The 14,285-nt window shown below is 71.4% G+C and carries 9 protein-coding genes; 4 read left to right on the plus strand and 5 right to left on the minus strand.

Translation table 11 applies throughout. From position 1 onward, the window contains the following. Window positions 1-44: 44 nt before the first annotated feature. Both ACFWBT_RS15205 and ACFWBT_RS15210 read right to left on the minus strand, forming a co-directional pair. Window positions 45-593: a DUF4232 domain-containing protein gene (locus ACFWBT_RS15205; protein ID WP_385699961.1), complete on the minus strand. Its 549-nt coding sequence runs from the start codon at window positions 591-593 to the stop codon at window positions 45-47. A gap of 190 nt (window positions 594-783) precedes the next feature. After that, entirely contained in the window at window positions 784-2,370 is a 1,587-nt protein-coding gene (locus ACFWBT_RS15210; RefSeq protein ID WP_385699964.1) for an alpha/beta hydrolase, read from the minus strand. 269 nt (window positions 2,371-2,639) lie between these two features. Between ACFWBT_RS15210 and ACFWBT_RS15215 the strand changes: the two genes are divergently transcribed. Together ACFWBT_RS15215 and ACFWBT_RS15220 are read left to right on the plus strand one after the other, a co-directional pair. Beyond that, a complete protein-coding gene (locus tag ACFWBT_RS15215; protein ID WP_385699967.1) occupies window positions 2,640-3,371 on the plus strand; it encodes a chaplin in 732 nt (243 codons plus the stop codon). A gap of 282 nt (window positions 3,372-3,653) precedes the next feature. Then, complete coding sequence (locus ACFWBT_RS15220; RefSeq protein ID WP_385699970.1) at window positions 3,654-4,511, plus strand: GNAT family N-acetyltransferase; 858 nt, start codon at window positions 3,654-3,656, stop codon at window positions 4,509-4,511. Window positions 4,512-4,589: 78 nt separating this feature from the next. On the opposite strand, the gene ACFWBT_RS15225 is transcribed toward ACFWBT_RS15220, so the two are convergent. The 3 genes from ACFWBT_RS15225 to ACFWBT_RS15235 form a co-directional block, all read right to left on the minus strand. Next, window positions 4,590-5,333 carry a class I SAM-dependent methyltransferase gene (locus ACFWBT_RS15225; protein ID WP_385699973.1) on the minus strand — a complete coding sequence of 248 codons (744 nt, stop codon included), beginning with the start codon at window positions 5,331-5,333 and terminating at the stop codon, window positions 4,590-4,592. After that, entirely contained in the window at window positions 5,317-9,705 is a 4,389-nt protein-coding gene (locus ACFWBT_RS15230; RefSeq protein WP_385700041.1) for an aminotransferase class I/II-fold pyridoxal phosphate-dependent enzyme, read from the minus strand. Before ACFWBT_RS15230 ends, ACFWBT_RS15225 begins: the two co-directional genes overlap by 17 nt. Before the next feature lie 267 nt (window positions 9,706-9,972). Then, window positions 9,973-10,728: a TetR/AcrR family transcriptional regulator gene (locus ACFWBT_RS15235; protein ID WP_385699976.1), complete on the minus strand. Its 756-nt coding sequence runs from the start codon at window positions 10,726-10,728 to the stop codon at window positions 9,973-9,975. 172 nt (window positions 10,729-10,900) lie between these two features. On the opposite strand from ACFWBT_RS15235, the gene ACFWBT_RS15240 reads away from it, so the two are divergent. Together ACFWBT_RS15240 and ACFWBT_RS15245 are read left to right on the plus strand one after the other, a co-directional pair. Continuing rightward, window positions 10,901-12,151: a DegT/DnrJ/EryC1/StrS family aminotransferase gene (locus ACFWBT_RS15240; RefSeq protein WP_385699979.1), complete on the plus strand. Its 1,251-nt coding sequence runs from the start codon at window positions 10,901-10,903 to the stop codon at window positions 12,149-12,151. A 295-nt stretch (window positions 12,152-12,446) separates the two neighbouring features. Continuing rightward, window positions 12,447-14,252 carry a glycoside hydrolase family 15 protein gene (locus ACFWBT_RS15245; protein WP_385699981.1) on the plus strand — a complete coding sequence of 602 codons (1,806 nt, stop codon included), beginning with the start codon at window positions 12,447-12,449 and terminating at the stop codon, window positions 14,250-14,252. The last annotated feature ends 33 nt before the right edge of the window (window positions 14,253-14,285 follow it).

Here is a 14,285-nt window from a genome sequence, read left to right on the forward strand (position 1 = left end):
GTCCCGCGCCGCGCGAGCGGGCGCGGGACCCGGAGGGGAACCGCTCAGCGGAGGCCGAGCACCCGGTCGGCGGCGGCCGCGGACGGCTTCCACCAGGTCGTCACCGGCTCCCACACCAGGACGGTGCTGCCGGCGCCCAGTTCGCGCGCGGTGAAGGAACGCCCGAAGCGCGCGGGATCGGCCGAGACGGTGATCGAGCGGACCCTGCGGGCCTGCGGGTCGGACCGGTCGGCGATCGTGCGCACGGACGCGTACGCCGTCCTGCCCGCGGCGATCCGGTACGGACCGCTCTGTCCCGCGGGCTTCGGCAGGGCCGCGCCGTCGAGGTTGCCGAAGGTGACGACGGGGATGCGGTCGACGGTGCAGGCGCGGGTCGACCGGTTGGTCACGCGCAGGTGCAGCACGCGGCGGTCCGAGGACTGCTCGGCCCGCAGCCTGAGGGCGTTCGCCGAGCACTTCCTCGGCTGCGCGGCGGCCTTCGTGGGATGGGCGCCGGACGGTGCGGACGGCGTGGCCGCCGCACCGCTCTGGGGTACCGCGAGGAGCAGCGCGGCGGCGATGGCGGAGAGGGTGAGGACGGGTCGGATGCGCATCGGTGATGTTCCCCCTGCTGTGGGCACGTGCGGGTGCGGGTCCGGCGGGCCGGATGAAGGCGACGCCTGCCCAGTGTGACCTTCGGGGGGTACGAGAGGTTGTAGCCGACTTGTCTGTGTTACGTATCCGCGTCTGTTCTGTCATCGTCCGGGGATGCCGCCTCCGCCGTTCGGGGCAGCGGACCGGCGGTCAGTCCCTGCCCGTGTCCTCCGCGCCGCAGGAACTGCCGCTGGCCGGCAGCGATCCGTACAGCAGGAAGTCGTCGACCTTCCGGTGCACGCACTTCGAGGACGCGTAGCCGGTGTGCCCCTCGCCCTTGTTGTCGAGCACGACCGCGGAGGAGCCGAGGCGCTCGGCGGTCTCCTGGGTCCAGCGGTAGGGGGTCGCCGGGTCCCCGCGGGTGCCGACGAGCAGCTTCTTCGGGCCGCCGACGTCGCGGACGTCGTCGCGGATGTAGTCGGTGCCCTTCGGGCGGCCGTAGCACATCAGCACCTGGGTGAGCCGGTACTGGCCGAAGACGGGCGAGGCCTCCGCGTACGCGGCACGCAGCTTCTCGACCTGCCGGGTGACCTGCTCGGCGCTGGGCCGGTCGGGGTCGTCGGCGCAGTTGATGGCCATCAGGGCGGCGGGGAGATTGTCGAGGGGGATGTCCTCGATGTCGGCGAGCCCGCCGTCCCCCTTCTCGGCCCGGCGGGCGGACGGGGAGGCGTCGGGGAACGAGGCGCCTCCGGACAGCTGGACGAGTCCGTGCGTGTCGCCGTCCTGGATCAGCAGGGTGAGGGCCTGTTCGAGGGTGGGCCACATCTCCTTGCTGTAGAGGGCCTGGCTGATCGCCCCCACCAGGTCCTGGCCGGAGAACTGCTGGCCGAAGTCCGACGGCACCGGGTCCGCGTCGAGCGAGTCGACGAGCTGGACCACCTGGTCGCGGGCGCTGCGCGCGTCCTCGCCGAACGGACAGGCCATGCTCTTCGTGCACCAGGTGATGAAGTCGTCCAGGGCGGTCTGCTGTCCCTCGGCACCTGTCAGGCCCTGCTCGGTCATCGGTTCGGTGAGGGTGTCGACACCGTCGAGCACCATCCGCCCCGTCTTGTCGGGGAACTGGGCCGCGTACACCGCGCCGAGCCGCGTTCCGTACGAGAAGCCGAGGTAGTTGAGCTTCTTGTCGCCGAGGGCCTGGCGCATCACGTCCATGTCGCGGGCGGCGTTGACCGTGCCGATGTGGGGGAGCACGGCGCCGGAGTGCTCGGCGCATTCGGCGGCGGCCTTCCTGACCGCCTCGAGAGCCGCCCGTACGTCGGTGGTGTCGGTGGCGCTGTCCGTCGCCTCGAAGATCTGGTCCATGCCCTCGCCGCAGCTGACGGGCGAGGACCGGCCGACGCCGCGGGGGTCGAAGGTCACCACGTCGTAGCCGTTCGTCAGGCCCATGAAGTCTTTGCCGCCCGCGGCGAGCTGGGGAACCCCCGCGCCGCCGGGACCGCCGAAGTTCAACAGCACCGAACCCCGTGGGTCGCCCGTCGCCCGGTAGCGGGCCAGGGCCAGGTCGAGTGTGCCGCGGTCCGGCCGCGCGTAGTCCAGCGGGACGGTGACCCTGCCGCACTGCAGGTCCTTGGGCATGCCCTCGCCCGTGCAGGCGGCCCACGTGATCCTCTGCCCGTAGAAGCGGGACAGGTCGGGGTCTTCGTCGGCGGTCGCCGTCGTCGGCAGGCCCGCCGCCAGCAGGGCCAGCGTCGCGGTCGCGGCTCCCACGATCGCGAAGCGTTGGTGCATGGACAGCATGCATGCCTCCAGGGTCGCCCGCGGTGGACCGGCGATACCTCCCGGATCACGATAGACGCGGCCTCGGGGGCACGCCTCTGGGCGAGCGGGACCCGCCGCCATGCCTTACTCTGCGGCCCGCGCCCGCCGGACATGCCGAGGCGCACCCGTTCGAAATGCGGGACGCTCGATGGGGTGAAAGGCCGATAAGCCATAACTCGGATGGTTCACACGCGTTCTAGGCACTGTGGGCGCATGCCCGCGACCTCGCTCTGGAAGGCAGTGAACCCATGAAACGGGTGACCCGAAATGGTTTGATCGCCGCGGCCGCCGCCTCGGGCGCGCTGGCCGCGGCCATGCCGGCCCACGCCGACTCCGCGGCGGACGGCACGGCGGCAGGCTCGCCCGGGCTGATCTCCGGCAACAGCGTCCAGCTCCCGGTGCACGTTCCGGTGAACGTGTGCGGGAACACGCTGAACGTGGCAGGGCTCCTCAACCCCGCCGCGGGCAACCGCTGCGCCCATCGGAGCGACGGCGACGGCGCCGCCCGGCCCGGCGGAGGGAGGCACGGCGGCGGCGTCGCGCACGGCGCCGACACCCACCGGGGCGGCGCGCGAAATGGGGGAGGAGCGGTCGCGCACGGTGGCGGAAAGGATTCGCCGGGTGTGCTGTCGGGCAACGGCCTTCAGCTCCCGGTGGACCTCCCGGTCAACGTCAGCGGCAACTCCGTGACCGTGGTCGGACTGGGCAACGCGTCCGCCGGAAACGAGTCCGTCACCACCTCGGGCGGCAAGCCCTGGCAGCCGCACCACCCCGACAACCCCACCCCGAGGCCGTCCACCCCGCCGGTGGCCCACCCGAACCCCGGAGTACCGGAGCGGGTCCTGCCGCAGAGCGGCTCCCTGGCCTCCCTCGCCCACACCGGCACGGATCAGACGGTGCCCGCCCTCGCGGCGAGCGCGGCGCTCCTGCTGGGCGGCGCCGTCCTGTACCGCCGGTTCCGGCCCGCCGCGGTGCGCTGACCCGCGGCGATCACGGACCGGAGGCTCTAGCGGACGGGTGACCGGTGGGGCCTCCTCCGCGTCCCGCTCGCCGGGTCCACCGTGCCCGTCGACCGGCACCGGAACCGGCTTTGGCAACGGGCACCGGGACCGGCCGGGCGGGCGAGGCGGACGGCTGTGCCGAGGTGGCCGAATCCCTTCCCACGCTGGTGCTCGTCGCTGCGACCGGCACGGAGATCGGTAAGGATGCTGCGCGTGCGCCCGGCCGGCGCACCCCGCGACCCGTACGCATTGGAGCGCCCCATGACCTCTCCGGGACCCGACGGCCTCGTCGTCAGCCAGGCCTCGCCGGACGACTGGAAGATCGTCGGCGGCTGGGCGGCGGACGAGGGATGGAACCCCGGTCTGTCCGACAGTTTGAGCTTCTTCGCCCAGGACCCCGAGGGCTTCTTCGTCGGACGCATCGACGGGGAGCCGGTCTCGGCCATCTCGGTGGTCAACTACGGCCCCGACTACGCCTTCCTGGGCTTCTACCTCGTACGCCCCGACGTGCGCGGCAACGGCTACGGCCTCGCCACCTGGCGGACGGCCCTCGCCCACGCCGGTGGCCGGACGGTAGGACTCGACGGAGTGGTCGCGCAGCAGGACAACTACCGCAAGTCCGGTTTCGAACTCGCCTATCGGACCGTCCGGTTCGGCGGCGTCGCCCCGGTGGGGGAGGAGCCGTCGGGGGTGCGGGCGGCCGAGCCGGCGGACCGCGCGGCGATCACGGCGTACGACAGCGAGTGCTACCCCGCCGACCGGCCGGTGTTCCTGGAGTCGTGGCTGACCTCCCCCGGACACCGGACCGTCGTCCGGCACACCGAGGACGGCCGGCTGAGCGGGTACGCCGTGATCCGTCCGGCGCGTGACTCCCTGCGCATCGGCCCCCTGTTCGCCGACACCGCCGACGACGCCGAGGCCCTGTTCGCCGCGCTCGCCGCCGACGCGGACGGGAGGCCGGTCGCCATCGACGTGCCCGAGACGAACGCGGCGGCCGTCGCCCTCGCCGAGAAGCTCGGCCTCACCCCCTCCTTCGAGACGGCCCGCATGTACACCGGGCCGGTCAGGGAGTTCGCGGGGGAGCGGACTTACGGGGTCACGTCGCTGGAGCTCGGGTAGCGGGGACGGGCGTACGGCTGGGGGAGGGCGCCCGCCCGCGCCCGCCCGGGCCCCGCACACGCCACGTGCCGGTGCCGCTCACGCCGCGGGACGGGCCGCCGCCACCCCGGTGAGCACGACCATTCCGGAGTCTCCGTAGTCCGGCAGGGTCGGATCGGACTCGATGTGACTGACCGTCAACTGATCGGTGAGCGGAGTGAAGACCTCGGTGATGATCTCCGTGTCCACGGGGCAGCCGGGCCAGCGTGACGCGGCGCCGATCCGGTAGGTGGGCATGTTCTCCATGAAGGCGGCGACCAGAAGTCCGCCGGGGACGACGCAGCGGACGAACCGGCGGCAGAAGTCCTTGAACTCCTCGATGTCCTCGGTGGCACCCTCGGCGACGAAGTGCATGGAGGCGAGGTCGTACCCGCCGGGCGCGAGGGACCTGAGGTCGCCGTGCACGAGACGCACCGCGGACAGCGAGCGCTCCAGAGTCTCCGGCACATCGGGATTGAGGCTGCGGCACAACGCGTGGAAGGGCAGCCAGCTCCGGTCGGGGGTTCGGCTCAACTGCCGCTCCAGGTAAACGGCGTTGGAGGCGCCCGCCTCCACGGCGTCGATGCGGCGGCTCGCGGCGGACGCGAGTATCAGCGGATACAGGTTGGGGCCGGCCCCGACCTCCACGGACCGGCCGACGCTGCCGGGCGCGAGCTCGCGGTAGAACGCGCAGTGGTGGGTGATGACCGCCTCGTCGGCGGGGTGCAGTTCGCGGTAGTTCTCCGCCAGGTAGTCCTCGACAGGCCAGCTGTCCCAGTTCACATCGTCATTGAGGACCGCCATCGCGGACTCCGTCCCTCGGCCGCAACTGATAGCGCTCGGAGAGCCGGCTCAGTGTGTCGTTGAGCCGGTCGACGTCGTCGTCGGAGTTGAGCGCGGTGAGCTGGATCCGGAAGCCCACCCGGTCGCGCGGGACGAGGGGATAGGCCGCCAGGGTCACATAGATGCCGTTGTCCCACAGGAAGCCGGCGACCGCGTCCAGGTCGTTTGCGTCGGCCAGGGGGATCTCGATGATCGGCAGACGGTCCGTGTTGAGGGTGCCGGCCCCGAGTGCCTCCAGGTGGTCGAGGACACGGACGGTCTTGCGGTACAGATCGGCGCGGATGGCGTCCCCGCGGCGGTCGTTGACGTCGAGCCCCGCGAGCGTCGTGGCGAGGGACGCGGTGGGTGAGGGGCCCGAGTAGAGATAGGGCGCCGCGGCGGTCTTGAGGCGGTCCTTGAGCGAGGTGGGCAGGGCGAGGAAGGCGAGCAGCGAGGAGTACGCCTTGGAGAACCCGCCGACGAGCACGATCCCCTCGTACGACTCCCCCGTGTGCCGCACGATGCTGTTGCCGCGTGACCCGTACGGACACGACTCGTGCGGGCCGCGCTCCCCGATGACGCCGAAGCCGTGCGCGTCGTCGACGTACATCGTGGCGTTCCGGGCCCGGCACACCGCGGCCAGCGTCGGCAGGTCGGGAATGTTCCCGCTCATGCTGTTCACGCCGTCCAGACAGACGAGCCGGGGCAGGCCGCCGGGCACCGCATCTAGCATGGCGTCCAGTTCGTCGGGGCGTTCCGCGTGGAACCGCCGCAGCGTCGCGCCCTGCCCGCGGGCGCCCACGCATCCGTCGAACACGGTCCGGTGCGCGGTGGCCTCGACGAAGACATGGCCCTGGCCCGCCAGGGCGGGGATCACCGAGGCGTGGATCAGGGTCAGCGTGGGGAGCAGCAGCGTGTCCGGCGCGCCGAGCAGGTCGGCGAGTCGTTCCTCGATGTCGGGGTACAGCTTCGGACTGCCGATCAGCCTGGACCAGCTCGGGTGGGTGCCCCAGCGGCGCACGGCCGGCTCGATCGACTGGATGATCTCCGGATCGCAGTCGAATCCGAGGTAGTTGCACGAGGCGAAGTCGATCAGCCAGTGGTCCCCGCAGCGGATGTGCCGGCCGCGCACCTCGTCCAGTACGGCGTCGCTCATGGGGCTGGTCTGCCGCAGGTGTTCGAGGTCGCGCCAGCGCCTGGAGCGGCGTGGGCCGTCGGTCTCCGCCGCCCCGGACGGGGCGGGCTGTTCCTCAGGCGCCCGGTCGAGAACCCGCTGCGTCTGTTCCTTCTGCGGCCCGAATACCGTCGGCTCCTTCTGCGGCCCGAATACCGCCAGCTCCTTCTGTGGCCCGAATACCGTCGGCGTGCCGACGGAGGGTGCCGGGGCTCTGGTCCCGTCCCGCTGCCGCAGCAGGAACTCGCTCTGCTGCACCGTCATCGGCCGTGCGAAGAGGAAGCCCTGCCCGAAGCGGCATCCCATACCGGCCAGCAGATCCCGCTGCACCGAGTCCTCGATCCCCTCGGCGATCACCTGGATGCCCAGGGTGTCGGCGAGGCTGACGATTCCCTCGACGAGCGCGACCTGCCGGGTGTCCAGGGCGATGTCGTCGATGAACGTCTTGTCGATCTTCAGTACGTCGACGGGGAAGTCCCGCAGATACCGCAGCGAGGAGTAGCCGCTTCCGAAATCGTCGACCGCGATGTGCACCCCGAGGTCCTTGAGCGCGTACAGCATCGCCTGGATCTGTGCGTCCCGGCGCATCAGCACCGTCTCGGTGAGCTCCAGCTGCAGCGACCCGGGGGCCAGTCCCGGCGTCTCCAGCGCCTTGCGGACCTCGCCCAGGAAGCCGCTGTCCCGGAACTGGCGGGCGGAGACGTTGACGCTGATGTACGGCGGGTCCGCCCCTTCGGTCATCCGCTGGAGGCCGGCGATGTCGGTCGTGGCGTTGGCCAGGACCCAGGCGCCCAGCGGCGTGATGTGCCCCGTCTCCTCGGCGAGAGCGATGAACTGGTCCGGCGGAACAGGGTCGTGCTGCGGATGCGGCCAGCGGGCCAGGGCCTCGAATCCCACGACGTCGCCCGCGCTGATGTCGACGACGGGCTGGTAGCGCAGCGTGAACTCGGACCGCGCCACCGCGCCGTCGAGGCGTGCCTGCAGATCGTGCCGTTCCACCATCCGCACCCGAAGCCGCGGCTGGAACCTGCGCCACTGCCGTTTGCCCGCCGCCTTGGCCGCGTACAGGGCCAGGTCGGCGTGACCGAGGAGTTCCTCGGCGTCCGTGCTGTCCCTGGCGGTGGCCACGCCCACGCTCGCGGACACGCTCACCGAGCCCTCCTGAAGGCTGAACGGCCTGCTCAGCGCCTGGATCACCTGCGCCGCCAGCAGCTCGGCGTCCAGCGGCCTCTTCGCGTCCTCCATGAGCACCGCGAACTCGTCACCCCCGAGGCGGGCCGCCGTGTCGGTGCGGCGCAGGGATCCCGACAGCCGCTCGCCCACGGCGGTCAGGAGGTGGTCGCCCGTCGAGTGCCCCATGGTGTCGTTGACCATCTTGAAGTCGTCAAGGTCGATGAAGAGCAGGCAGGTGAGCGTCGTTCCCCGGCGGCTGCGCAACAGGGCGCGCTCGATCCGCTCGAGGAGCAGGGTCCGGTTGGGCAGACCGGTCAGCGGATCATGGAAGGCCCGCTCCGTCAGTTCGTGTTCCAGGCGTCGTTGCTCGGTCACGTCCCGCAGCGTGACGACCAGACCGCCCACTGTGTGGTCCTCGCGCAGGTCGCTGCACCGCACCTCGACCTCGATGCGGCCGCCGTCGCGCAGGACCCACCAGTGGTCGTGGGTCTCGGGCGCTCCTTCGGTCCGCATGGCCGCCAGCCCTTTGACGACCCGCTGCCGGTCGCTGTCGTCCACCAGATCGGGCAGCGGCGCGCCGGTCAGCTCGGCCCCGCCGAAGACGGCTCGCGCGGACGGACTCGCGTACCGCACCGTGTTGTCCTCTTCGACGATGAGGATGACGTCCGAGGCGTTGCGCACCAGCGTGCGGAAGTACGCCTCGCTCTCCTTGCGGATGATCTCCTGGCGGAGCGCGATGCGCTCGACGGCCAGACCGGCGTGCGAGGCCAGGATGTCCAACGAGCTCTGGATCTCACTGAGTTGCTGCTCCGGACCCGCCGCCAACAGCACGCCCGGCAGCTCTCCGGCGGGCTCGTCGGGCGGGATCATGGGGCACACCAGCGTGGTCGGCAGGCTGTCGAGCCTGCTCGCGATGTCCTCACCGAGCGTGGCCGTGGACACGAGGTGGGAGCGGCGTGTCGCCAGTCCGCTCGCGTACTCGGCCGACAGGACAAGACTCCGGTGGGCGACCTTGGGCCCGAACAGTGCGCTGACCGTCGCGTCGCATGTCTGTGCGACATCCAGGGGCCGGGTCGCCGCGAAGAGGGTGATGGCCGCTGTGCGCAGTGCCTGCTCGCGCGCCACGGCGTTGCGGTGGGCCCTGACCATCCCGGACAGCCGGAGGATCACCAGGAGGAAGAGTGCGGCGGAGAAGACTGCGATCACGGCGGCGTTCTCCGTGCTCCCGTTCCGCCCCTCGTACAGCAGAATGCCGGGCGCAACGAGGGTGGCCGCGGCGAGCATCAGCAGCCGGCGCCGGGTGGGCCGCAGGGACTCCTGCCGCTCCACGGGCCGCGTCAGTTCCACCATCGAGGGGTGCAGTCCGGCGAGCCCCCAGGCCGTGTAGAAGACGATCCAGCCGGCGTCGAGCGCGGTCCCGGTCTGCCACAGCGTGTTGAGCTGGAGAATTCCGTACGCGATGTCGAAGACGAGCAGCGTCGTGGTTCCCACCACGAGGAGTTGCAGGGAGCGATTGCGGCCGGAGCCGGGGCTCGACGCCAGCAGGCGGGCCAGCATCGCCAGCACGAGCACGTCACCCAGCGGGTAGGAGATGCTGATCGCGCGCTGCTGCCACGTCATGCCCTCCACATGCGCCAGCGGCTGCACCAGGAAGACCCAGACCGGCAGTGCGAGAGCCAGGGCGAAGATCAGCGCGTCGAGCAGGCTCGGCAGGTCATGTCCCGGCCAGCGGTACCGCACGAGGCCGTACAGCCCGGCGGCGAAGAGCGGATACACCGCGAGGTAGCAGGCGTCCGCGGGGGACGGGAACGGGTTGGAGAAGTCGAAGTACGCCTCCATCACGTTGTAGGACGTGTCGCCCGCGGCGAAGGCCAGCAGCCCCGCCGCCAGCAGCCACCAGGGCCACCGGTGAGCGGGGCGGTGGACGCGGATTCCCGTGACTACGGCCGCGACGCCGCCGAGTCCGATGAGTGCCCACAGGGGTGGCCGGGTTGCCGGAACGGTCATGTAGACGACAGTGACGACCGACACCAGCAGGGCGTACACGCCTGTGAGGCGATGTGCCCGCAGCAAGCCGAACCGCCTCCCTACGTCGGACGGCACAGGACCGTTCGCCGGGTTCCGGGGCTGCGTTGATCGTAGGCACGGGCGGTGGCGGGGTGCATCTCCTGGGTGCATGCGGCGCGTGCGGGCGTTCGGCACGGGCGGCCCTCCGTGCGGGCTCCACCGCCGCTCCGCGGGCATGCCGGTGCCCCGGGGGCCCGGCGCCGCCTCCTAGGGCTGTGTGAAGCGGTCCAGCAGGGCGTCCAGCCCGGCGGCCAGGCCGTCCGGCCCGCCCCGGTCGGCGAGGGTCGCGGCGAACTCGCGGAGCCTGGGCAGTTCCTGGGCCGGCATCCGGTGCAGCCCCAGACGGAAGGCGGGGTCCGCCTCCTCGGGGTTGTCCACCATGGCGCGCAGTTCCACGGACACATAGCCGAGCACCCAGCCGGTGAACGCGCGGAAGACCGCCGCGGAGCGGGCACGGTCCAGACCCGCGTCCTCGAGGAGGGCGAGCACCCGCTCGTGTCCCTTGAGCACGGTGAGCGGCCGCCGGGCCAGGGGGACCGCGAGCATGCGGGTGGACAGCAGTGGCACGACCTGAGGATGGGCGATGCCTACCTCGTACATCGCACGCGCGATCCGATGGAGTTCCGCGCGCCACGCGGCCGACTCGGACTCCGCGGATCCGGGATCCGGTCCGTGACCGGCGGCCAGGCGCTCCTCCAGTTCGAGGTGGAGGGCCTCGACCAGTCCGTCCAGCAGGGCGTCCTTGCCCTCCGCGTACCGGTAGAGCGCCATGGCCTCGACGCCGAGCCGGGCGCCGAGCCTGCGCATGCTCAGCGCGGAAAGGCCCTCCTGGTCCACCAGGTCGAGGGCGGCGGCGAGCACACGCTCCCGGCTCAGCCGGCCGTAGTGACCCCGGTCGCTGGCGCGCCGCGCCGGTCTCGCGGTGGCCTCGCTGTCCTTGTCTCGCGCCCGCTCCTTGGCCATGACCTGCCTCCAGACGGCCCGCGCACTTCACATCCTGCTCGTGTTGACTCTATGCACCTACGGGGGCAAGGTGTACGTATATGTCGTAAATATACGCAATTCGTGTGAGTGTGACGTCGACATTTTCCCTGACAAAGTCGGTACCGGGAAGCACGGCATGACAGTCGATCACATGCGGCCTCGCAATCAGCCGGGGGAGCCTGCCGGGCCTGCCCGGAACGGCGTGTCACGCCTCGGCGCCGGTCCGCCGCCGCGCGCGACGGAACCGGACGTCCCCTTCGCCGTGACCCGCATCAGCCCGGAAGCCCGGAGCGCGGCACAACGTGTGCTCGCCTCGGGTTCGGTGACCACCGGCTACGAGACCGAGCGCTTCGAGCAGGAGTTCGCGGAGCACGTCGACGCGGAGCACGCCGTCGCCGTCAGCTCCTGCACGGCGGCGCTCGAACTGTCCCTGCGCGCTCTCGGACTGCCGTCCGGCGGGAAGGTGCTGCTCCCGGCCGTGACGTTCTGCGGCGCGGCGCACGCCGTCCTGCACGCGGGACTCCAGCCGGTGCTGGTCGACGTCGACCCGCGCACCGCGATGCCGGACCCGGACACCGTCGCCCGCGCGGCGAGAGCCTGCGGACGTCCGCACGCGATGATGGCCCTGCACTACGCGGGTGCCCCGGCGCCGGTCGCCGAACTGGCCGAGGCCGCGCAGCTCCCGCTGACACACGTGATCGAGGACGCCGCCCACGCCCTGGGCGCATCGGTGGGCGAGCGGTCCGTGGGAAGTCTGTCGCGCGGGACCTGCTTCAGCTTCCACGCCACCAAGAACCTCCCCATCGGCGACGGTGGCATGGTCACCACCGACGACCCCTCGTTCGCCGAGCGGATCCGGCGCGCGAGGCTCCACGGGATGTCCGCCGACCCCTGGCGACGGAACATGCCGGGCGGCAGCTGGCGGTACACCGTCGAGGGAGCGGGTCTGAAGGCCAACATGACGGATGTCCAGGCCGCCGTGGGACGCGCCCAGCTCCGCCACCTCGACGACTGGCAGCGGCGCCGCCACGCCCTCGCGCGGCGCTACGCGGAAGCGCTGGAGCCCGTCCCCGGTATCGAGCCGCTGGACGTCACCACCCCCGGGCGACACGCCCGCCACCTGTACGTGGTGCGGGTGTCGGACGAGTACGGGAGGGGCCGGGACGAGCTGGTCGAGCTGCTCGCCGATCAGCGGATCGGCACCTCCGTCCACTTCATCCCGCTGCACCACATGCCGTATTTCCGGAGCACCACGACGACTCCGCCCGGCGGTCTGCCGGGGGCCGACGCGCTCTTTCCCCAACTGCTGTCCCTCCCCCTGCACCTCGACCTCACCAACAGCGCGGTCGACCGGGTCTGCGAGGAACTGGCCCGGTCGAGAGCCGGGAGTCCGGCGGCGTGACGGGCGACCGCCCGGTCACCTGAGCCGACGGCACGCTGGGCCGGGCAACGCGTCTGCCGACGGTCCGCCGGAAGTCGGCGCCCGCGGACCACTCGTGGAAGGACCCGCGGCGGTCCGTTGCGCCCGCTGCTTGTGAACCCCGGCTTCCTCGGCCTTCAGCGGCTTCGTACGCACCACGTTCCGCCACGGCCGGAGTCCGGGCCCAGACCGCGAAGGGCCTGGCCGTCATGCGCATTCCAGCGCCGCGGCCGTATGCTGGAGAGGCGGCGACGTACACGACGGCGTAGCTCCGATCATGAACGCACCCATCGAGGACTACGCCCTCATCAGCGACCTGGAAACCGCTGCCATGGTCGGCAGGAACGGGTCCATCGACTGGCTGTGCCTGCCCCGGTTCGACTCGCCGGCCTGTCTGGCCGCGATGCTGGGCACGGACGACAACGGCTTCTGGCGGATCGCGCCCCTCTCGGGCATGGCACGCGCTCCCTGTGCACGCCGTTCCTACCGGCCGGACACACTCGTCCTGGAGTCCGTGTGGGAGACCCCTACGGGCGCCGTGCGGGTCACCGACGTCATGCCGCCGCGCACTCAACTGCCCTGCATCGTGCGCGTGGTGGACGGACTCCGGGGTGCCGTGACCATGCGCAGCGAACTGCGGCTGCGCTTCCACCAGGGCAGGATCGTGCCGTGGATCCAGGTCGGCGAGAACTGCACCGTCGCGGTCGCCGGGCCGGACGCCGTCTGGCTGAACACCGAGGGCCTGGTGCGAGAGCTCGACGGTGAGGATTCCACCGTCCACGACTTCACCGTCCGGGCCGGGCGGAGGACGACCCTGACGTTCGTGTGGGCGCCGTCGTACGCGCCCGAGCCGCCCGCTCCGTTGTCCGTGCCGGCGGAGACGGTACTCAAGGAAGCCACTGACTTCTGGCTGCGCTGGACCGGTCAGTGCCGCTACGAGGGGCCGTGGCGGGATGCCGTGGTGCGGTCGCTGATCACCCTGAAGGCCCTGACCTACGCGCCCACCGGAGGCATCGTCGCCGCCCCGACCACCTCACTGCCCGGCTGTATCGGGGGCGAACGCAACTGGGACCATCGCTTCTGCTGGTTGCGTGATTCCACCCTGACGCTGTCCTGTCTGCTCCGCTGCGGCTACCGGGACGAGGCGACGGCATGGCTGGGCTGGCTGGTACGGGCCATCGCGGGGGAACCCGCCGATCTGCAGACCGTGTACGGCGTCGGCGGACAGCGACTGCTCCCGGAGACGGAGGCGCCGTGGCTGCCCGGTTACGAGGGGTCGCGGCCGGTCCGCTTCGGAAACTCCGCGGTGAGCCAGTTCCAGCTGGATGTGTACGGCGAGGTTCTCGACACCCTCCTGCTGTCACTGCGAGCGGGGATCCCCATGCCGAGCCATGTGTGGAGTCTGGTGGAAGCCATGATGGGCCACCTCCGCCGCCACTGGCGTGAGCCCGACCAGGGTTTGTGGCAAGTGCGGGGACCGGCACGCCAGTTCGTCCATTCCAAGGTCATGGCGTGGGTGGCGGCGGACCGCGCGCTGCGGATGGGTGAGCTGCTCGGCAGGAACGGGTCCTCGGACGTGTGGCGGGCCATGAGGGACGAGGTGCACCGGCAGGTGTGCCGGGAAGGCTGGGACGCGGGGCGGCGGTCCTTCGTCCAGTCCTACGGTTCGTCGGCGCTGGACGCCTCGTCGCTGCTCATTCCCCGGCTGGGTTTCCTGCCCGCCGGAGACGGCAGGGTGCGCGGTACCGTACAGGCGATGCGGGAGCTGACCCATGGCGGGTTCGTGCGGCGGTACGCGTACAACGGCCAGGGCGTGCACAGCGTGGACGGCATGCACGGCAGTGAGGGCGCGTTCGTGGCGTGTTCCCTCTGGTATGCCGACGCGCTCGCCGCCACCGGACAGAGGAAGGCGGCCCGGGAAGCCTTCGAGCGGGTTCTGGCGATCCGCAACGACATCGGTCTGCTCTCGGAGCAGTGGGACCCCGACACCGGCCGTCAACTGGGCAACGCACCGCAGGCGTTCAGCCATATCGCGCTGGTGGAGACCGCGTTCGTGCTGTCGGAACCGCAGCCGGGTCGCTGATGACATCGAAACCACCGGCCAGGCCCCCGCCCC

The sequence above is a fragment of the Streptomyces sp. NPDC060027 genome (genome assembly GCF_042737005.1).
GTDB lineage: Bacteria > Actinomycetota > Actinomycetes > Streptomycetales > Streptomycetaceae > Streptomyces.

Bases quoted from the DNA above. Each gene is read 5' to 3' on its own strand.
- ACFWBT_RS15205 (WP_385699961.1), bottom strand. From the start codon at position 593: ATGCGCATCCGACCCGTCCTCACCCTCTCCGCCATCGCCGCCGCGCTG.
- ACFWBT_RS15210 (WP_385699964.1), bottom strand. From the start codon at position 2,370: ATGCTGTCCATGCACCAACGCTTCGCGATCGTGGGAGCCGCGACCGCG.
- ACFWBT_RS15215 (WP_385699967.1), top strand. From the start codon at position 2,640: ATGAAACGGGTGACCCGAAATGGTTTGATCGCCGCGGCCGCCGCCTCG.
- ACFWBT_RS15220 (WP_385699970.1), top strand. From the start codon at position 3,654: ATGACCTCTCCGGGACCCGACGGCCTCGTCGTCAGCCAGGCCTCGCCG.
- ACFWBT_RS15225 (WP_385699973.1), bottom strand. From the start codon at position 5,333: ATGGCGGTCCTCAATGACGATGTGAACTGGGACAGCTGGCCTGTCGAG.
- ACFWBT_RS15230 (WP_385700041.1), bottom strand. From the start codon at position 9,705: ATGACCGTTCCGGCAACCCGGCCACCCCTGTGGGCACTCATCGGACTC.
- ACFWBT_RS15235 (WP_385699976.1), bottom strand. From the start codon at position 10,728: ATGGCCAAGGAGCGGGCGCGAGACAAGGACAGCGAGGCCACCGCGAGA.
- ACFWBT_RS15240 (WP_385699979.1), top strand. From the start codon at position 10,901: ATGCGGCCTCGCAATCAGCCGGGGGAGCCTGCCGGGCCTGCCCGGAAC.
- ACFWBT_RS15245 (WP_385699981.1), top strand. From the start codon at position 12,447: ATGAACGCACCCATCGAGGACTACGCCCTCATCAGCGACCTGGAAACC.